The following is an 18,155-nucleotide window of genomic DNA, read 5'->3' on the forward strand; positions in this document are numbered from 1 at the left end:
GCCCATGCAAATCGGCACCAACCAATTCTATGAAAAGAATGCGTCGCAGCTCGGCAAGCTCGCGACGCAGGCGGACACGCTCAACACGCAGATCGCGACGGGCAAGAAATTCACTGCCCCCTCGCAGGATGTGGTCGCGTACAACCGCCTGACCGCAATTCGGCAGACCAACGCCGACAGCACGGCCTATGCGAGCAACGTCAGCCTCGCCCAGTCGCTGCTACAGCAATCCGACACGACCCTGACGTCGGTCAGCAACCAGTTGCAGCGCGCCGCCGAGCTGACGACGCAGGCCGCCAACGGCACGCTGAACGATGCGAACCGCAAGACGATCGCGATCGAATTGCAGAGCATCCGCGACGATCTGGTCAGCCTGGCCGGCACCACCGATGCGCGCGGCCAGCCGCTGTTCGGCACGGCGAGTGGCGGGGCAGCTGTCGTTCAGGCAGCGGACGGGACGGTCAGTTTCGGCGGGACAGGTGAAATCTCCGCCATCCCCGTTGCCGATGGCACCGAGATTCAGGCGACCGACAGTGCGCAGCGCGTGTTCGGCAATTTGCCAGCGAGTGGCGGCGGCACGACCGACGTGTTCGCGGTGCTGTCCAGCCTGATTTCCGCGCTCAACGCTGGCGGCAACGTCTCCGCCGCGACTGGCGCTGCCGCAGATGGGCTGAAAGCGGCGATGACCCAGGTCAGCAACGTGCAAGGCTCGGTCGGCGCGCGCGCCGCGCGGCTCGACATCGTGTCCGCGCAAGCGACCGACGCCGCCGCCGCGCGCGAGACCGACCGCGCGGGGTTGGAAGACACCGATATGTCGACCGCTATCACCGAATTGCAGAAGACGATGACGGTGCTGCAGGCGACGCAGGCTAGCTTCACCAAGCTCGGGCAATTGTCGCTGTTCGATTATCTGCGCTGATTAGGGCGCAGACCGCGCTGGTTGCGCCTCCGCCAAGATTACCGCGAACAGCCCCTCGGGATCGGTCCATTCCCCAACCGGCGTCCACCCGCCCGCGCGCAACAGGATGCGCGCGTCGCGTGCGCCGTATTTGTGACTGTTCTCGGTATGGATCGTCTCACCCGGCGTCATCGTGAACGGCCGCCCTTCGATGGTGAAGCGCACCTCGGCCATCGCCTCGATGTGCATTTCGATCCGCGCGCGATCGTCGTTCCAGATCGCGCGGTGGCGGAACTTGTCGATCGGGATCGTGCCCGCCAGCTCGCGATTGATCCGCTCCAGCAGATTAAGGTTGAACGCAGCCGTTACGCCCTGCGCATCGTCATAGGCCGCCTCCAGCACTGTCGGATCCTTGATCCGGTCCATGCCGATCACCAGCATCGCGCCCTCGCCCAGCGACGCCTTCATCGCGCGCAGCAGATCGACCGAGGAATGCGGGATCATATTGCCGATCGTCGATCCCGGAAAGAAACCGAGCTTCGGCGTGGCCGCAATCTGCGGCGGCAGCGCGATCGGCTTCATGAAATCCGCTTCGAGCGGCAGGACGGTCAGGCCCGGAAACGCATCGGACAACAGGCCCGAGGATTCGCGCAGGAAATCGCCCGAGATGTCGATCGGCACATAGGCCGCGGGATCGACCGCCCGCAACAGGATCGGGGTCTTGGTCGAGGAGCCCGATCCGAACTCCACCACCGCCCGCCCCGCGCCGGCGATCTCCGCGATCTCCGGACAACATGCGCGCAGGATCGCGGTCTCGGTCCGCGTCGGATAATATTCGGGCAGATCGGTGATCGCCTCGAACAGCTCCGACCCACGCCGGTCATAGAACCAGCGCGCCGGAATCGCGCGCGGGCGCATCTCGAACCCGCGCAGCACATCATGGCGAAACGCCGGATCGGCCAGCGACGCCTGACCGTCCTCGATTTCCTGCTTTAACATCAGAGATCTTTCGCGAGCCGCACGCCGGTGAATTGCCAGCGTTGGTGGGGATAGAAGAAATTGCGGTAGCTGGCCCGGACATGCCCGCGCGGGGTCGCGCACGATCCGCCGCGCAGTACGCACTGACCGCTCATGAACTTGCCATTATACTCGCCGACCGCACCCTCGACAGGTTTGAAGCCGGGGTATGGGCGGTACGCGCTGCCGGTCCATTCCCACACATCGCCGAAAAAGGCCGCGCTCGCTGTGGCGGGGCGGGGTTCGACAGGTCCGGCGCGGTCGAGCTGATTGCCGCCCGCGGGATCATACAGTGCGGCGGCGGCTTCCCATTCAGCCTCGGTCGGCAGGCGCGCGCCAGCCCAGCTGGCATAGGCATCCGCCTCATAAAAACTGACATGCGTCACCGGCGCCGCCGGATCGATCGCGCGCCGCCCGTCAAGCCCGAAGCGCGTCCAGCCGCCCCCCGTCTCTTTGGCGCCGCGCTCCCAATAGAGCGGCGCGGTGATCCCGTCTTTGCGCACCCACGCCCAGCCGTCCGACAGCCAGTGCCGCGCGTCGTCATAGCCGCCATCGGCGATGAAATCGGCCCACTCGCCATTGGTGACCGTGCGATCGGCGATTGCGTGCGGGGTGAGCCAGGTCTGGTGGCGCGGCCCTTCGCAATCGAACGCGAAGGCATCGCCGCCGTGCCCGATCTCGGTGACGCCCGCTTTGCCAGCGATCCAACCGATCGGCCCCGGCATCGCCACCGGCACTTTCCGCGCCGCCGGCCAGATCGCCGGTTCGACTGGATTTTGCGCCATCAGATGCAAAATGTCTGTGATCAGCAATTCCTGATGCTGCTCTTCATGATGGCAGCCGAGCGTGATCAGATCGTGCGCGGCCTGCGGCAGATCGGGCAGCGCAGCCGCCACAGCCGCATCGACATGCGCGCGATAGGCGATCACCTCATCCAGCGAGGGCCGCGTTACCATCCCGCGCCGCCCACGGGCGTGGCGCTGGCCTTCCGCTTCGTAATAGCTGTTGAACAGGAATGGGAAGCGGTCGTCGTACAGCGTATAGCCGGTCACGAAATCGCGCAGGACGAAGGTTTCGAGGAACCAGGTGGTGTGCGCCAGATGCCATTTGGCGGGCGAGGCGTCGTCCATCGACTGGACGGTCGCATCGGCATCCGAAAGCGGCGCGACCAGCGCCACCGACAGCGCGCGCACCGCGTGAAAGCGTGCGCTCAAATCTCCGGGATCGGCCGTCGGGGCAGTCTGCATTATTCGTCCCCGTTCTCAGCCGCCCATCGGCTTGCCCGGATTACCGTAATCCGCGCTCAGCGCGTCGCACCCGGCTTCCACAAAACGTCGCCACCGGCATTTTGGTTCACCGCACGCGCGGCCACGAACAGATAATCCGACAAACGGTTGAGATAGCCGAGCGCAAGCGGGTTGAGCGACACTGCCCGCGCCGCCGCAACACCCGCGCGCTCCGCTCGCCGTACGGTCGCACGCGCGATGTGCAGCGCCGCTGCTGCGGCCGTCCCGCCGGGCAAGATGAAGCTGGTCAGCGGGGAGAGTTCGCCATTCATCCGGTCGATCTCAGCCTCTAACCGATCGACTTGCGCGGCGACGATCCGCAACGTCATCTCCGACGGTTCGAAATCCTCACCGGGCGTTGCCAGATCGGCACCGAGATCGAACAGATCGTTCTGAATCCGCTCGAGCAACAGGGCGAGCCACGCCAGCTCGACCCCACCGGCCCGCAATGCGACGACGGCCGCGCCGATCGCGCTATTTGCCTCGTCAACTTCGCCGATCGCCGCCATCCGCGCATCGTCCTTGGCGACGCGCGATCCATCGACGAGGCCGGTCGTACCATCATCGCCGGTACGCGTGTAGATGCGATTGAGCTTGACCACCGTGACGCTGCCCCCAGAATTGCGCGGTCAGCTCTTGCCGGCCATCCACAGCATCAGCACGACGATGAAGATCGCCACCGCCTGCAACATCACACGATACTGCATCATCTTGTTCGATTTGGTCGACGAGGCGAGCAAACCGTCGCCGCTGGTCGTGCCTTCGCGAACATCATGGCTCGCGCCCAGCAGGAAAATGATGAGGCCGCGCACCAGCACGACGACAACCGCGATCATCGACGCGATCAGGAGGATGGTCAGGAAAGTGCTCATGCACCGTATCTAGGCATTCGCATGGCCAAAGCCAATGGGTAGCGCCCCATTGCGGAGCAGATCGGCAAGCGCCCGGCCGTCGTCGCCACGCAACCGCACGCTTTCGAGCGTCGGCGCACCGTGGCGCTTGGCCAGCCGCTCTCCGTCCGCGCCGGTGAGCAGCGCGTGATGCCGATAGATCGGCGTCGGCAAGTCGAGCAGCGCCTGCAACAGCCGGTGGACATGCGTCGCCGCAAACAGATCGACCCCGCGCACGACATGCGTGATCCCCTGCGCCGCATCGTCGAGCGTTACCGCAAGGTGATAACTCGCTGGCGCATCCTTGCGCGCGAGCACGACGTCGCCCGCCGACAGCGGATCGGCAATGACATCACCCGCGATTTCGTCGTGCCAGAGGAGCACTTCCGGGTCCTCCAGATATGCCACCGCCTCCGCGACATCCAGTCGCCAAGCATAAGGCACACCCGCCGCAACCCGCGCCGCGCGCTCCCCCTCGGACAACGCCCGGCAAGTCCCCGGATAGATCCCTTCCACCCCATGCGGCGCGCTCAAGCTCGCCGCGATTTCCGCGCGCGTACAAAAGCACGGATAGAGCAGCCCCATGCCTCGCAACCGCTCCAACGCTGCGGCATAAACCTCCAGCCGGGTCGACTGGAACAGCACCGGCCCGTCCCATTCCAGCCCCAGCCAGCGCAAATCCGCCTCGATCGTTGCAACGTGCTCGGGTCGTGATCGCGCGCCGTCGATATCCTCGATCCGCAACAGAAACCGCCCGCCCTCGGCGCGCGCGCGATCATGCGCCTGGATCGCCGAAAAAGCGTGACCCAGGTGCAGCTTGCCCGTCGGGCTCGGGGCGAAGCGCGTAACGGGAAGGACGGGCGGGTTCATCCGGCCCTTGACCGCGAGTCGTGCGTCGTGTGAAACTCGCAGGCGACGGGTGGCGCTGTCATCACGGCGTCATCCTACGGGTTAAGAAGCCACCGGGAAAGCGCCACTTAGGTGTAAAGGGGGGTTTGCTGTGTACCATCCCGATCTGATCCGCCATCCCGATGGCTGTCCGGCGCTGGTGCTCAACGCCGACTATACGCCGCTCAGCTATTATCCGCTGTCGCTCTGGCCGTGGCAGACCGCGATCAAGGCGGTGTTCCTCGACCGGGTCGACATCGTCGCCGAATATGAACGCGAAGTGCGCAGCCCGACGCAGAAGATTAAGCTGCCATCGGTGATCGCGCTCAAGCAATATGTCCGGCCCTCGGCCTTCCCGGCCTTCACCCGCTTCAACCTGTTCCTGCGCGACAAGTTCACCTGCCAATATTGCGGTTCGGGCAACGATCTGACCTTCGATCACATCGTGCCGCGCGCGCAGGGCGGGCGCACGACCTGGGAAAACGTCGCCACCGCCTGCGCGCCGTGCAACCTCAAGAAAGGCGGCCGCACGCCCAAGCAAGCCGGGATGCCGCTCCACATCGACGCGATCCGCCCGACGAGCTGGCATTTGCAGGAACATGGCCGCCGCTATCCGCCCAATTTCCTGCACGATACCTGGCACGACTGGCTCTATTGGGACGTCGAATTGGAGGCTTGAGCATAAGGCCAGGCCCCCTACCGGGGAGACAAAGGAAGTCTGTTCCCGGTTGACGCTACGCTTGCCGCAGCGCAGCATGAAGTCATGGCTACCCTCCCCGGCATCGCGAACAATCCCGACATCCGTTTTCTGGGCAAATTGCTCGGCGACGTGATCCGCAACTATGGCGGCGAGGCGCTGTACGAACGCACCGAGTTGATCCGCGCCGCCTCGGTCGATCGGCATAAGGGCGGCGAGACGGACCTCGGGCTCGATGCGCTCAGCCTGGACGACACGCTCGATTTCGTGCGCGGTTTCATGCTGTTCTCGATGCTCGCCAATCTTGCCGAGGACCGGCAGGGCGTTGCCGCGGAACCCGGTGCCGACATGGCCGCCGCACTCGATCGCTTGGGCCGCGAAGGGATCGACAAGACGCAGGTGATGGCGCTGCTCGATCAAGCGTTGATCGCACCTGTCCTCACCGCGCACCCGACCGAGGTGCGGCGCAAGTCGATGATCGACCACCGCAACCGCATCGCCGCGCTGATGCGGCTGCGCGATGCGGGCGAGACCGAAACTGCCGACGGTGATGATGTCGAGGAAGCGATCCTCCGCCAGATCGCCTTGCTATGGCAAACGCGCGTGCTGCGCCGCGAACGGCTCTACGTCACCGACGAGGTCGAGATCGCGCTCAGCTATTTGCGCGACGTGTTCCTTCCGGCGCTCCCGGCTTTGTATCAACGCTGGGACCGGGCGCTCGGGACTCGCGTGCCGAGCTTCCTGCGGCCCGGAAGCTGGATCGGCGGCGACCGCGACGGCAATCCGTTCGTCACCGCCGACAGCCTCAAGACCGCGCTCGCCAAGGCCAGCGAAGCGGTGCTCGGCTATTATCTCGACGCGGTCCACGCGCTCGGTGGCGAATTGTCGATCTCGACCAATCTCGCGCCCGCCGACGATGCGGTCATCGCTTTGGCCGAGGCGAGCGGCGACACCGCCGAGAGCCGCAGCGACGAACCCTATCGCCGCGCGCTGTCGGGCATTTACGCGCGGCTCGCCGCGACGCATCTGGCGCTGACCGGCAAGCCCGCCCCGCGCCCCGGACTGCTGCACGGCGATCGCTATGCCGATCCGCAGGCGTTCCGCGCCGATCTCGTCACCATCGCCCGCGCTTTGCGCGATGGCGGCGGCGGGGCGCTGTCGTCGGGCGGCGCGCTCGGGCGGCTGATCCGCGCGGTCGAGACCTTCGGCTTCCACCTCGCCACGCTCGATCTGCGCCAGAACAGCGCGGTGCACGAACGCGTCGTGGCCGAATTGCTCAAGGTCGCAGGGGTCGAGGCGGACTATCTTGCGCTCGGCGAATCGCAGCGCGTCACGCTGCTGCGCCACGAACTGTCCAACGCCCGCCCACTCGCGAGCAGCTTCGCCGAATATTCGGACGAGACGAAATCCGAACTCGCTATCCTGCGCGCGGCGGCACAGGCGCACGCCACGTACGGCCCGGCCTGCATCGTCCAGCATGTCGTGTCGATGGCGCAAAGCGTGTCGGACCTGCTCGAACTCAACATCCTGCTCAAGGAAGCCGGCCTGTATCGCCCCGGCGCCGAGCCCGAGGCCGCGATCATGGCGGTGCCCTTGTTCGAAACGATCGGCGATCTCGAGGCCGCCCCCGGCATCATGGCCGAATGGTTCGCACTGCCCGAGGTGCGCAGCATCACCGCGCGGCGCGGCTATCAGGAAGTGATGATCGGCTATTCCGACAGCAACAAGGACGGGGGGTATCTCACCTCGACCTGGAGCCTGTCCAAGGCCTCGACCGCGCTGAAGGGCGTGTTCGCCAGCGCGGGCGTCGGGATGCAGCTGTTCCACGGGCGCGGCGGCGCGGTCGGGCGCGGCGGCGGATCGGCCTTTGCCGCGATCCGCGCGCAACCGCCCGGCACCGTGCAGGGCCGCATTCGCATCACCGAACAAGGCGAGGTGATCGCCGGGAAATATGGCACGCGCGACAGTGCGATCACCAATCTCGAGGCGATGACCGCAGCCACCCTGCTCGCCAGCCTCGAGCCGGACGCACTGTCAGCCGCCGACACCCAACGCTTCGCCGCCGCAATGGACACGCTATCGGCATCGGCGTTCGAGGCGTATCGCGCGCTGGTCTATGGCACCGAAGGTTTCCGCACCTTCTTCCGCCAGATGACGCCGATCGCCGAGATTTCGGGCCTGAAGATCGGCAGCCGTCCGGCGAGCCGCACCAAATCCGACCGGATCGAGGATTTGCGCGCGATTCCCTGGGTATTCAGCTGGGCACAGGCGCGCGTCATGCTGCCCGGCTGGTTCGGCGTGGGCCAGGCGATCACCGACTTTGCCGACAAGGGCCTGCTGCGCGAAATGGCGCAGGGCTGGCCGTTTTTCGCGGCGACGCTGGCGAACATGGAACAGGTCATCGCCAAATCCGACATGCGCATTGCCGCGCGCTACGCTGCGCTGGTCGAGGATCGTGCCCTGGCCGACGCGATCTTCCCGCGGATCGAGGCAAGCTGGCACCGCGCGCACGACGGCTTGCTCGAAGTGACCGGCCAATCGCATCTGCTCGCCGCGCACAAGGCGCTCGACGCGTCGATCCGGCTGCGCCTGCCCTATATCGAGCCGCTCAACCTGCTCCAGATCGAACTCATCAAACGCCGCCGCGCAGGCGACCAGGATGAACGGATCGGGGAGGGCATCCTGCTCTCGATCAACGCGATCGCGACGGCGCTGCGCAACTCGGGGTAGCAGGAAGAAAGCGGGTTCACGCAGGCAAAGGCAAACCGCCTTCGGCCACCGGCGCATCTACCACCTCACCGCGCGCATACAGCCCGGTCAGCATCCCCGCGCCGATCACATGCCCCTGCATCGCGTTCAACACCGCGCCACGCCCCGGCGCATCGCCCAGGTCCTCGGCCGTCACATCGAGCGCGAAGAGCTGAAAGACATAACGGTGCTCGCCATGCCCGCTCGGCGGATCGGGCGGCAGCCAGCCTTGCGCCAGATAGGAATTGCGTCCAACCTCGCCGGTCGCGCCACCCTCGACGATCGCCCCTTCGGCGATCCGCCCGGTATCGGGTGCCATCCCCCACACGATCGCGTGGACCAGCGGCGCAGGCGTCGGCGAATCGGCATCCTCGACGATCAGTGCCAGGCTTTGCGCGCCCGGCGGGACTTCGCCCCAGACCAGCGGCGGCGACACGCCCGCGCCATCGGCGGTGAAGCGCGGCGGCAGCTCCGCCCAATCGGCAAACGCCGAACTGCTGAGCATGATCGGCGCATAACCATTGCCAAGGGCGGGATTGACGATCGTCAGATGCTCCGCTCCGGCGCGGACATTGCGCAGCGACGCGCCAATCCATTCGGGAACATGTTCGAGCATCATAATCTCCCAGCGCGGTGAACCGAACAAGCGAAGCAAAGCACGGCAAGTTCCCAAACGCCCGAGCGGCCCGCACAATATGTCTTAACACACGGAAAATGATGTATATTTCGGAACGAAGCCGCCCGCCCCCGGTTTGTCCGGCGAACGATCGGGTAGCGTGGGTGATGCGGGACGAGGACAAACGCGAGGATCGGCGCGACGATCGGCAGGGGGAGCGGCTGCGCAAATGGTCGCGGCGCAAGATCTTTCACCCGGTCGAGCTTCGCATCGGCGGCGGTTCCCGGCGCGCGCATTTGCTCGATCTCTCCGCAGGCGGCGCACTGGCACACTGCCGCAACCCGCCGACGACCGGTGCTTCGCTCGTTCTCGTCATCGGCGGGGCGCTGCATACCGCCTCGGTTGTGTGGCAGGACGGGTTGCGCTTCGGTCTGGCCTTTCGCTTCCGCCTCGATCGCGCAGAGATCGATCGCATCGTCGCGCAAGCAACGGTGGCAGTGGGCCTGACGCTATAACGACCCGACGAACGGCGCGGCGATTTCCGGGCGAACGCGCAGCAACCGCCCAGTCGCGCGATCGAGCAACGCCCAGGTCGTCACCGCCTCGACCTTCACCTTTCCATCGGCCCCGGTAAAGCGCACGTGCCGGTCGAACCGCGCGCCCTTGGGCAGTTCCGGCACCCAGGTCTCGCCCGTCACCATCTCCCCGACCGCGACGTTGCCCCGATAATCGATCTCGTGCCGCGTCACGACCCAGACATAGGCCGCCTGCTGCTCCGCCGATGCGACCGCCGCCCAATGCGCGACGGCAAGCTCCTGAATCCAGCGCACCCACACCGCGTTGTTGACGTGGCCGAGTTCATCGATGTCGGCGGGTTCGGCCGTGAAAGGGCGTGCGAAGCTCAATCCGCCATCCCCAATTGCCACAATACGAAGGCATGTTCCTCGGCCGCCTCGCGCAAGGATTCGAACCGCCCCGATTTGCCGCCATGCCCCGCCCCCATATTGGTCTTGAGCAGCAGGACGTTGTCGTCGGTCTTGGTCGCGCGCAGCTTCGCCGCCCATTTCGCCGGTTCCCAATAGGTCACGCGCGGATCGTTAAGGCCGCCCGAGATGAACATCGGCGGGTAATTCTGTGCGCGCACATTGTCGTACGGCGAATAGCTGCGGATCAGCTCGAACGCGGCCTTATCCTCGATCGGGTTGCCCCATTCGGGCCACTCCCCCGGCGTAAGCGGCAGCTCCGCATCCATCATCGTGTTGAGCACGTCGACGAACGGCACGTCGGCGATCACCGCGCCCCACAGTTCGGGATCGGAATTGACCACCGCGCCCATCAACTCGCCGCCCGCCGATCGCCCCGCGATCGCGATCTTGCCAGCGGAGGTCCAGCCATCGGCGATCAACCCTTTCGCCACATCGACGAAATCGTTGAAGGTGTTGGTGCGCTTCTCCAGCTTGCCGTCGAGATACCATTGCTGGCCGAGATCGTCGCCGCCGCGGATATGCGCGATGGCAAAGGCAAAGCCGCGATCGAGCAGGCTCAGCCGCCCGGTCGAGAAGCCCGGCGGGATCGCATAACCGTACGCACCGTACGCATAGAGATAGAGCGGACGGCTGCCGTCTTTGGGGAAGTCCGCCGGGTACACGATCGACACCGGCACCTCGGTTCCGTCGCGCGCGACAATTTTAAGCCGCTCGGTGCGATATTTCTCGGCGTCGTACCCGCTCGGAATCTCCTGCACTTTCAGCGTAGTGAGGCCGCCCGTCGCCACGTCATAATCATACTCCGTCCCGGGCGTGACCATCGATTCATAGCCGAGCCGCAGCACCTGCATGTCATATTCGGGATTGTTGCCGAGGCCCGCGTCATAGCTCGCCTCCGGAAAGACGATCCGCTGCGGCGCGACCCCGGCGTCGTAGCGGTGGATTTCGATCTGATCCAAACCATCCTCCCGCCCGTCGACGATGAAGAAGTCTTTGAAGCAATCGATGCCGGTCATGTAGAAATGGCGGCTCGGCGCGATCTTCTCGACCCATTCGCCCGGCGCGGAAATATGCGCGGTGCACAGCCGGAAATTGGGGTCGGTATCGTTGGTGTGGATGAACAGCGTGTCGCCATGCATGTCGACATCATATTCGCGCCCGACCTTGCGCGGCGAAACGCACAGCGGGGTTGCTAGCGGATCGCTCGCCGGGATCAGGTACAGCTCGCTCGTCACATGATCGCTCGTCGCCAGCACGATCCACTTACGGTCGCTCGTCTCCGAAACGCCGACGCGGAAACCCTCATCGGCTTCCTTGAACAGCTCGACATCGCTCGCAGGATCGGTGCCCAACCAGTGCAGCCGCGCATTGTCGGTGCGCCACTGTTCGTTGGCGAGGCCGTACAGGAAGCCCTCGTCGTCGGCGGTCCAGACGATTTCCGAGAGCATCCCGGGAATGACATCGCCCAGATGTTCGCCCGTTGTCAGATCCTTGACCCGAACCTCGAAGCGCTCCGAACCATTGTCGTCGATCGCATAAGCGAGCAAACGCCCATCGTTCGACACCGAAAACGCGCCCAGGCGAAAATATTCCTTGCCCTCGGCGAGCGCCGTTTCATCAAGGATCAGCTCCTCCGCGCCGCCGCCAACCGGCTTGCGCCACCATTTGCGATACTCGCCCCCGGTCTCGAACGAGGTCCAATACAGCCAGTCGCCATCCTTCTGCGGGACCGAGGCATCGTCTTCCTTGATGCGTCCTTTCATCTCGGCATAGAGCCGATCGGTCAGGCCCTTGAGCGGCGCCATAACGCCCTCGAAATACGCGTTTTCCGCGGTAAGATAGGCGAGCACGTCAGGATCGGTCACCTCGGGATAGCCCGGATCCTTCAACCACGCGTAGGGATCGGTGACGGTCACGCCGTGCGCGGTGAAGCTGTACGCGCGGGTTGCGGCGACGGGGGGAGACGGTTGCGTGTTGGTCATGCCGCCTCTTACCGCACCGCCGCGCCTTGTCGAAGGGGCAGTACGCGCACGGCACGGCGATGCCGCTTGATCCGGATCAGCGACTTTGGTTTATCGGCACGGCACAGCGTGTTCGTCAGGGGCGTGCCCGTGGAAATTGCTCGATCGCCGCACTGCGGCGGTCGGCCCGACAGGATAATGAGCGATTACGAACCCGCCCGACCGAGCTTGTGCCCGTCCCGCTGATCGGCGGATGCGCCATGCCCGATAGACGCACCGCTTTTCTGGAACGCCTTCCGCTGCTCGGCGATCGACCGACGCTGCGTTATGCCCTGGCGATCCTTCTGTCGGTCGGCGCGTGCGTGCTTCGCGCCGCGCTTGACGACTGGTTTCCACCCGGCTTTCCATTTCTCACCTTTTTCCCGGCGGTGATCGTTTCGGCCTTCCTGCTCGGGCGCGGGCCGGGTGCCGTGGCAGCGGTGCTGTGCGGATTGCTCGCCTGGTATTATTTCATCCCGCCGTTCCAAAGCTTCGCGATGCAGGAGGGCACAGCGGTCGCGCTCGGCTTCTATGCCGCTGTCGTTACGGTCGATATCGCGCTGGTACATTGGATGCAGCACGCCAACCGCGCCGCTCGGCTGGAGCGCGAGCGCAGCCACGCGCTCGCCACCGACAGCGCGCGGCTGGCAGCGCGCAACGCCTTGCTGTTCCAGGAGCTGCAGCACCGCGTGTCGAACAATATCCAGATGGTCGGCGCGGTGCTTACGCTGCACCGCCGTGGGCTGGAGGATGCCCACGCCCGCAGCGCGCTCGACAATGCCGCCGCGCGCATCGGCCTGATCGGGCGCATTCAGCGCCAATTGTACGAGATCGACGGGCAGGACAGCGATCTTGCGGCGTTTCTCGGCGCGCTGGTCGACGATCTTGCCGCCGCCGACGGCCGCGCCGGGATTCGCTTCGCACTGAACGTCGATCCCGACGTGACGCTCGCCACCGATGCGCGCATTCCCTTCGCGCTGATCATGGCCGAGGCCGTAGCCAATGCGGTGGAACACGGCTTTGCCGACCGCGACAGCGGCACGATCACGATCCAAGTGTGCCGCATCGACGGCGGCGGAATCCGGTTGAGCATCGCCGATGACGGCATCGGCCTGCCCCCCGGCTTCGACATGGACGCCAGCACCAGCCTAGGCCTCACGATTGCGCGCGCACTCGCCCGGCAATTGGAAGGTCAGTTCGAGGTCCGCGCCGGCCCGAGCGGCGGCACGATCAGCACGCTGACGATCGCCGCGCCGCCAGCCTGACCGTGCCCGTCCTACCGAGCGCCCTCGCGTAGCCGGTGGACATTGTTCGGGCGATCAGCGCGCATCCCGTCGAAGATCGTGTCGATCACGATCGCCAGCTTTTGCTCGTTCACGCTGTGGATCAGCAGCACGACCAGTTCGGGATCGCAGAAGGTCTGCACCATCAGGTTGACCAGTGAGACTGCGGCGTCGATCTCGAACCCGGCGAAATAGCCCTCGGCAATCGCCTCGGCGATCAATTGCGCCAGGAAATGGTCGGCGAGATCGATGAACCCGCGCACGATCTCCATGTGCTGATGGCCGAGTTCGAGGTAACTGCGGAACAGCGCCGGGTCGCGCTCGTAATCGGCCAGGATCATCGCCAGCCGCCGCGCATAGAAGGCGTGGAATTTCTGGCGGATCGGCAAATCGCTCGCCAGCACCTCCTCCATTGCCCGCACCTTCGGCGCGAACCAGCGTTCGGCCACCGCTTGGTATAACGCCTCCTTATTCTCGAAAAAGCGATAGAGGTTGGCAGGCGACATATTGGCCGCCGCGGCCAGTTCGGCGAGCGTGATCGACACCCCGCCACGCTGCGCGATCAACGCCTCGACATGATCGAGCAGCGCCTCCCGGCCTGCCTCGAGATCGGTCGTCGGACGCGCCATACCCCTGCCCCGTCTTGTAACAGCGGCACAGTTTTATGACGATTACGGCCAAATTGTCAATTAATTTCGCGGCCGTAACGATGGCGCCGCGTGCCGCCCGGCGGATGCCTCGCCCCTTCCCGATCGCCATCGCACGCGCTACCCCACCCGCACCGTTTCCAACGTCGCGAGATCGCTTATGTCGACCTACACCGCCCGCCTCGCCGCCCTCCGCGCCCAGCTCGCGCGCCAGCGTCTCGACGGTTTCGTCGTGCCGCTGACCGACGAACATATGAGCGAATATGTCGGCGCTTATGCCCGTCGGCTCGCCTGGCTCACCGGCTTTCAAGGTTCGGCGGGCAGCGCGGTGGTCCTGCCCGAGGCGGCGGCGATCTTCACCGACGGGCGCTACACGCTGCAAGTGCGCGAGCAGGTCTCCGCCGACGATTGGCAGTACGTCGCCGTTCCCGCGACCTCGATCGCCGATTGGCTGCGCGAGCACGCTCCGGCGGGCGGGCGGATCGGCTATGACCCGTGGCTCCATACCCGCAGCTGGGTCGAGGAAGCCCGCACTGCCTTGGCGGCGCGTGGGGCCGAACTGGTCGCGGTCGACACCAATCCGGTCGATGCGGTGTGGCCCGACCGACCTGCCCCGTCCGATGCGCAGCTCGTTGTGCAGGACGAAGCCCAAGCGGGCGCCAGTTCCGCCGCCAAGCGCGCAGGGATAGCCGACTGGCTGGCCGAACAGAAAGCCGATGCGGTCGTGCTGAGCGCACTCGATTCGATTGCCTGGACGCTCAACGTACGCGGCAAGGACGTCGCGCACACGCCGGTCGCGCTTGCCTACGCAATCGTCGATGCGGACGGCACCGCCGACCTGTTCGTCGCGCCCGAAAAGCTCACCGACGCGGTGCGGCAGCATCTCGGCAATGCGATACGCCTCCACCCGCGCAGCGCCTTTGCCGAGGCGCTCGGCGGCTATGCCGGAAAGCGCATCGCCGCCGATCCGCAAAGCGCGGTCGCCGCGATCTTCGACCGGCTCGATCAGGGAGGTGCGACGATCTTGTCGGCGCGCGATCCGGTAGTGCTTGCCAAGGCGTCCAAGAACCCCGTTGAGATCGCCGGGCACCGCGCCGCGTCCGCGCGCGACGGGGCGGCGCTCGCGCGCTTCCTGCGCTGGGTCGAGGCGGAGGCGCCCAAAGGCGGCCTTACCGAACTCTCCTGTGCCGACAAGCTGCTCGAATTCCGCAAAGCGACCGGCGTCCTGCTCGACACCTCGTTCGGTACGATTTCCGCGACAGGCGCACACGGGGCGAGCCCCCATTATCATGCGACCAGCGAATCGGACGCGGCGCTCGAACTGGGCCAGCTCTATCTGGTCAATTCGGGCGGCCAATATGCTGACGGCACCACCGACGTGACGCGCGTGCTGCCGATCGGCGAACCAACGGCCGAGATGCGCGATCGCTTCACCCGTGTGCTGAAGGGGCATATTGCGCTGGCGACCGCCCTCTTCCCGGCGGGCACCACCGGCGGGCAGCTCGACGGCTTCGCGCGGCGACCCCTGTGGGAGATCGGCTTGGATTACGCGCATGGCACTGGTCACGGTGTCGGCGCTTATTTGTCGGTGCACGAAGGCCCGGCGCGAATCGCCCAGCCTTTCTATCCGGGCGGCGGCCCGGCCGAACCGCTGCGGCCGGGCATGATCCTGTCGAACGAGCCCGGTTATTACAAAGCGGGCGAATACGGCATCCGAATCGAAAACCTCATCCTGGTCGAGGAACGCGCGCTGGAGGGCGGCACGATGCTCGGTTTCGAAACGCTGACCTTCGTGCCGATCGAACGCAGCCTGATCGTCGCCGATTTGCTCACCCCCGCCGAGCGGGCGTGGCTCGACGCCTATCACGCCCGCGTCGTGGAGGTAATCGGTCCGCACCTAAATGCCGGCGAACGCGCCTGGCTAGACGCGAAATGCGCGCCTATCGGTTAGGCGCGTCGGGGTCGGGCGCCGCATCCAGCGCCCGGTCGCGCGCCTTTCGCTTGCGCAGATTTTCGCGCAGCGCCGCGGCCAGCCGCGCGGCAGTCTCATCGTCCTTCTTGCTCACGTCTCGCATCCTTTGCGACAATCAAGTTGACATTGCCGCCACATCCGTCTCTTAGGCCGCTTCCGCCGACAGCGTAAGCGTCGCCGGTATGCTGCCGTAGCTCAGTGGTAGAGCGCATCCTTGGTAAGGCTGAGGTCGTGAGTTCAATCCTCACCGGCAGCACCATTTTTTTCGAATCGACCCGAAACATCCTCTAAAGGGCCGCCCGTCGGTTGCCGCGCAGACGCACGGAAGCGCCGCGCGGAGCCATCGCTCCACGCGGCGTTCCATGCGATAGGTTACCGCCCGCCTGGACTCAGGCGGACAGGATCAGGCTACCAGCTACCCACGCTCGGCATCGACACCCACGGCTCGGCGGGTTCCAGCCGCCCTTCCTGCAGCAATTCGATCGAAATGCCGTCGGGCGTGCGCACGAACGCCATATAGCCGTCGCGCGGCGGGCGGTTGATCGTCACGCCTGCGTCCATCAGCCGCTGGCACGTCTCGTAGATATTCTCGACGCGGTAGGCGAGATGCCCGAAATTGCGGCCGCCGGTATATTCCTCCGGGTCCCAATTGTGCGTCAGTTCGACCTCGGCTTGCTCATCGCCGGGGGCTGCGAGGTAGATCAGGGTGAACCGCCCCGATTCGCTCGACATGCGGCGGGTTTCTTTCAGCCCGAGCAGTTCGAAGAACCGCACGGTCGCATCGGGATCGGTCACACGGACCATGGTGTGAAGATATTTCATGGGGTCATCATAACCCCGCCAAGCGACCGCAAAACCTCACAAAAAGTCATGCCCCCGTGCGGTCAAAGCCGCGTCTACGCGCCCGCGAAACCGTCACCGCGCGCCGCGTCGGTGGTGGCATAGAAAGTCGCGATCATCGCGCGCTCCTCTGCCCCCAGATGCGGGTTCCACACGTCGAAGATCAGGATCGCGCGCATCTCATCGCTGTCGTTCCACGCCTCGTGCTCGATCGTATCGTCGAACACGAACGCGCGGCCCACCTCCCATTCGCGCGTCTCCCCGCCGACGCGGAAGCCGCAGCCCCGCGGCACGATCAGCGGCAGATGGACGGTCGCGCGAATATTGGTCACGCCGGTATGCGGGGGGATGCGCGTATGCGGTCGCAACACCGAGAAAAAGGCCGACGGCGCGCGCAACGGCAGGTCGGGCAAGGGCAAGGCCTCCAGCGCGGCCACGGTCGCCGGGCAACGCTCCGCCAACGCCTCGTCGCGGGCGCCGTGGCGATAGAGATGTAGCGCGCTCCAATCGAGCGAATGATCGAGCGGGGTCCAGCGATTTTCCGGCGTGCCGGGCTCCATCTCGACATAGGGCCGGAAATCGCGCGCGCCGTCCGCGCCGTACAGCCGCAGGAATTCGTCGCCGATTGCACCGGTCTGCGCTTCGATCTCGGGCAACCACGGGAAGTGCTCGCGCGCGAAATATTCGTCGGCGGGCAGGAACGGGACGTGCAGCCCCGAACAGACATTGGCGTAAATGCGCCGTCCCCCGAGCATCGCGTCGATCGCGGTCGTCACCTTGCGGCGCGCATCGGGGGGTGCCGCCGGATGGCGCGTCTCGATCGCGGTGGCGACGGCCTGACGCAGATGCTGGGTGCGCGACGCGACATAGTGTGCCGCGCGCTGCAACACTGGGGCGAGCGCGGCCGGGCGATCGGGCATCATCTGTGCGACTGCCAATACGCCGGACCAGCGCGCCGCGGCATCAGCCTCCTCGCCGAGCCGTTCGTGGAGCTCGGCCAGGCGGATCAGCGCCATCAAATCGCGCTGGTCGCACTCCAGCACCGCAAGCAAGGCCGCCCGCTCGCGCGCATCGTCTTTCAGCGCGCGCGCTGCCGTGGCGATATTGAGATGCAGGGGGGCCGCCTTGGGATCAGCGGCGGCGGCGCGTTCGAACAGCGCCAGGGCACGGTGCGCATCGCGCCGCTGCAAGGCGATCGTGCCCAGCGCATTGAGCGCCGCGGCATGATCGCCCTGTTGCGCGACGATCGCTTCGAAATGGGAAATCGCCTCATCGGTCCGCCCGGCGGCACTGGCCCGCCTGGCAGCATCGAACAGCGCGGAGAGATCGACCGGAACCGTCATGCTTCGGGCTCCTGAACGCCGGGCGACGCGCTGGCAAGCGTCGC

Annotated in this window: 18 protein-coding genes and 1 tRNA gene; 7 read left to right on the forward strand and 12 right to left on the reverse strand. The window is 65.7% G+C overall.

Annotated features, from left to right (window positions below):
• The first annotated feature begins 4 nt into the window (after positions 1 to 4).
• Positions 5 to 919: a flagellar hook-associated protein FlgL gene (gene flgL, locus AB5I39_RS07175; protein ID WP_404373015.1), complete on the forward strand. Its 915-nt coding sequence runs from the start codon at positions 5 to 7 to the stop codon at positions 917 to 919.
• Here the strand turns inward: flgL and egtD are convergent, their stop codons facing one another.
• Genes egtD through gluQRS form a run of 5 tightly spaced genes read right to left on the reverse strand, consistent with a single transcriptional unit; the run spans position 920 to position 4,961 of the window.
• Positions 920 to 1,897 carry an L-histidine N(alpha)-methyltransferase gene (gene egtD / locus AB5I39_RS07180; protein WP_404373018.1) on the reverse strand — a complete coding sequence of 326 codons (978 nt, stop codon included), beginning with the start codon at positions 1,895 to 1,897 and terminating at the stop codon, positions 920 to 922. It abuts the gene before it with no gap.
• Positions 1,897 to 3,162 (reverse strand): ergothioneine biosynthesis protein EgtB, encoded by a 1,266-nt coding sequence (egtB, locus tag AB5I39_RS07185; RefSeq protein ID WP_404373021.1) that lies wholly within the window; start codon positions 3,160 to 3,162, stop codon positions 1,897 to 1,899. The genes egtD and egtB overlap by 1 nt, the downstream gene beginning before the upstream one ends.
• 56 nt (positions 3,163 to 3,218) lie before the next feature.
• Positions 3,219 to 3,803, reverse strand: coding sequence for a cob(I)yrinic acid a,c-diamide adenosyltransferase (locus AB5I39_RS07190; protein WP_404373024.1), 585 nt, complete (start codon positions 3,801 to 3,803; stop codon positions 3,219 to 3,221).
• Between the two features lie 27 nt (positions 3,804 to 3,830).
• Positions 3,831 to 4,073 (reverse strand): twin transmembrane helix small protein, encoded by a 243-nt coding sequence (locus AB5I39_RS07195; RefSeq protein WP_404373026.1) that lies wholly within the window; start codon positions 4,071 to 4,073, stop codon positions 3,831 to 3,833.
• Positions 4,074 to 4,082: 9 nt separating this feature from the next.
• Positions 4,083 to 4,961: a tRNA glutamyl-Q(34) synthetase GluQRS gene (gluQRS, locus tag AB5I39_RS07200; protein WP_404373028.1), complete on the reverse strand. Its 879-nt coding sequence runs from the start codon at positions 4,959 to 4,961 to the stop codon at positions 4,083 to 4,085.
• A gap of 130 nt (positions 4,962 to 5,091) precedes the next feature.
• Between gluQRS and AB5I39_RS07205 the strand changes: the two genes are divergently transcribed.
• Both AB5I39_RS07205 and ppc read left to right on the forward strand, forming a co-directional pair.
• Positions 5,092 to 5,658 (forward strand): HNH endonuclease, encoded by a 567-nt coding sequence (locus AB5I39_RS07205; protein ID WP_404373030.1) that lies wholly within the window; start codon positions 5,092 to 5,094, stop codon positions 5,656 to 5,658.
• Between the two features lie 84 nt (positions 5,659 to 5,742).
• Entirely contained in the window at positions 5,743 to 8,406 is a 2,664-nt protein-coding gene (gene ppc, locus AB5I39_RS07210; RefSeq protein ID WP_404373033.1) for a phosphoenolpyruvate carboxylase, read from the forward strand.
• Positions 8,407 to 8,422: 16 nt separating this feature from the next.
• Here the strand turns inward: ppc and AB5I39_RS07215 are convergent, their stop codons facing one another.
• Positions 8,423 to 9,040 carry a YbhB/YbcL family Raf kinase inhibitor-like protein gene (locus AB5I39_RS07215; protein WP_404374054.1) on the reverse strand — a complete coding sequence of 206 codons (618 nt, stop codon included), beginning with the start codon at positions 9,038 to 9,040 and terminating at the stop codon, positions 8,423 to 8,425.
• Positions 9,041 to 9,207: 167 nt separating this feature from the next.
• On the opposite strand from AB5I39_RS07215, the gene AB5I39_RS07220 reads away from it, so the two are divergent.
• Positions 9,208 to 9,555, forward strand: coding sequence for a PilZ domain-containing protein (locus AB5I39_RS07220; RefSeq protein WP_404373036.1), 348 nt, complete (start codon positions 9,208 to 9,210; stop codon positions 9,553 to 9,555).
• Here the strand turns inward: AB5I39_RS07220 and AB5I39_RS07225 are convergent.
• Entirely contained in the window at positions 9,550 to 9,966 is a 417-nt protein-coding gene (locus tag AB5I39_RS07225) for an acyl-CoA thioesterase (RefSeq protein WP_404373039.1), read from the reverse strand. The genes AB5I39_RS07220 and AB5I39_RS07225 overlap by 6 nt on opposite strands.
• On the reverse strand, positions 9,942 to 12,008 hold the full coding sequence (locus AB5I39_RS07230) for a S9 family peptidase (protein WP_404373041.1): 2,067 nt from the start codon (positions 12,006 to 12,008) through the stop codon (positions 9,942 to 9,944). Before AB5I39_RS07230 ends, AB5I39_RS07225 begins: the two co-directional genes overlap by 25 nt.
• A 239-nt stretch (positions 12,009 to 12,247) precedes the next feature.
• On the opposite strand from AB5I39_RS07230, the gene AB5I39_RS07235 reads away from it, so the two are divergent.
• A complete protein-coding gene (locus tag AB5I39_RS07235) occupies positions 12,248 to 13,291 on the forward strand; it encodes a sensor histidine kinase (RefSeq protein ID WP_404373044.1) in 1,044 nt (347 codons plus the stop codon).
• A gap of 11 nt (positions 13,292 to 13,302) precedes the next feature.
• Here AB5I39_RS07235 and AB5I39_RS07240 read toward each other — a convergent pair whose 3' ends face one another.
• A complete protein-coding gene (locus AB5I39_RS07240; RefSeq protein WP_404373046.1) occupies positions 13,303 to 13,938 on the reverse strand; it encodes a TetR/AcrR family transcriptional regulator in 636 nt (211 codons plus the stop codon).
• A gap of 178 nt (positions 13,939 to 14,116) precedes the next feature.
• Here AB5I39_RS07240 and AB5I39_RS07245 point away from each other — a divergent pair, with 178 nt between their 5' ends.
• Positions 14,117 to 15,907 carry an aminopeptidase P family protein gene (locus tag AB5I39_RS07245; RefSeq protein WP_404373049.1) on the forward strand — a complete coding sequence of 597 codons (1,791 nt, stop codon included), beginning with the start codon at positions 14,117 to 14,119 and terminating at the stop codon, positions 15,905 to 15,907.
• On the opposite strand, the gene AB5I39_RS07250 is transcribed toward AB5I39_RS07245, so the two are convergent.
• Positions 15,897 to 16,022: a hypothetical protein gene (locus AB5I39_RS07250; protein WP_404373052.1), complete on the reverse strand. Its 126-nt coding sequence runs from the start codon at positions 16,020 to 16,022 to the stop codon at positions 15,897 to 15,899. The two genes, AB5I39_RS07245 and AB5I39_RS07250, sit on opposite strands and share 11 nt — an antisense overlap.
• Positions 16,023 to 16,112: 90 nt before the next feature.
• On the opposite strand from AB5I39_RS07250, the gene AB5I39_RS07255 reads away from it, so the two are divergent.
• Positions 16,113 to 16,187: transfer RNA gene (locus tag AB5I39_RS07255), tRNA-Thr, on the forward strand.
• A gap of 149 nt (positions 16,188 to 16,336) precedes the next feature.
• Here AB5I39_RS07255 and AB5I39_RS07260 read toward each other — a convergent pair.
• Entirely contained in the window at positions 16,337 to 16,750 is a 414-nt protein-coding gene (locus AB5I39_RS07260) for a VOC family protein (protein WP_404373055.1), read from the reverse strand.
• 74 nt (positions 16,751 to 16,824) lie between these two features.
• Positions 16,825 to 18,111 (reverse strand): aspartyl/asparaginyl beta-hydroxylase domain-containing protein, encoded by a 1,287-nt coding sequence (locus tag AB5I39_RS07265; RefSeq protein ID WP_404373058.1) that lies wholly within the window; start codon positions 18,109 to 18,111, stop codon positions 16,825 to 16,827.
• Between the last annotated feature and the right edge of the window lie 44 nt (positions 18,112 to 18,155).

Origin of the sequence: Sphingomonas sp. MMS24-J45 (genome assembly GCF_044881195.1) — a bacterium.
Classification (GTDB): domain Bacteria; phylum Pseudomonadota; class Alphaproteobacteria; order Sphingomonadales; family Sphingomonadaceae; genus Sphingomonas.

Coding starts and splice junctions, on each gene's coding strand:
- flgL (WP_404373015.1), top strand. CDS start 5: ATGCAAATCGGCACCAACCAATTCTATGAAAAGAATGCGTCGCAGCTC.
- egtD (WP_404373018.1), bottom strand. CDS start 1,897: ATGTTAAAGCAGGAAATCGAGGACGGTCAGGCGTCGCTGGCCGATCCG.
- egtB (WP_404373021.1), bottom strand. CDS start 3,162: ATGCAGACTGCCCCGACGGCCGATCCCGGAGATTTGAGCGCACGCTTT.
- AB5I39_RS07195 (WP_404373026.1), bottom strand. CDS start 4,073: ATGAGCACTTTCCTGACCATCCTCCTGATCGCGTCGATGATCGCGGTT.
- gluQRS (WP_404373028.1), bottom strand. CDS start 4,961: ATGAACCCGCCCGTCCTTCCCGTTACGCGCTTCGCCCCGAGCCCGACG.
- ppc (WP_404373033.1), top strand. CDS start 5,743: ATGGCTACCCTCCCCGGCATCGCGAACAATCCCGACATCCGTTTTCTG.
- AB5I39_RS07215 (WP_404374054.1), bottom strand. CDS start 9,040: ATGCTCGAACATGTTCCCGAATGGATTGGCGCGTCGCTGCGCAATGTC.
- AB5I39_RS07220 (WP_404373036.1), top strand. CDS start 9,208: ATGCGGGACGAGGACAAACGCGAGGATCGGCGCGACGATCGGCAGGGG.
- AB5I39_RS07230 (WP_404373041.1), bottom strand. CDS start 12,008: ATGACCAACACGCAACCGTCTCCCCCCGTCGCCGCAACCCGCGCGTAC.
- AB5I39_RS07235 (WP_404373044.1), top strand. CDS start 12,248: ATGCCCGATAGACGCACCGCTTTTCTGGAACGCCTTCCGCTGCTCGGC.
- AB5I39_RS07240 (WP_404373046.1), bottom strand. CDS start 13,938: ATGGCGCGTCCGACGACCGATCTCGAGGCAGGCCGGGAGGCGCTGCTC.
- AB5I39_RS07245 (WP_404373049.1), top strand. CDS start 14,117: ATGTCGACCTACACCGCCCGCCTCGCCGCCCTCCGCGCCCAGCTCGCG.
- AB5I39_RS07260 (WP_404373055.1), bottom strand. CDS start 16,750: ATGAAATATCTTCACACCATGGTCCGTGTGACCGATCCCGATGCGACC.
- AB5I39_RS07265 (WP_404373058.1), bottom strand. CDS start 18,111: ATGACGGTTCCGGTCGATCTCTCCGCGCTGTTCGATGCTGCCAGGCGG.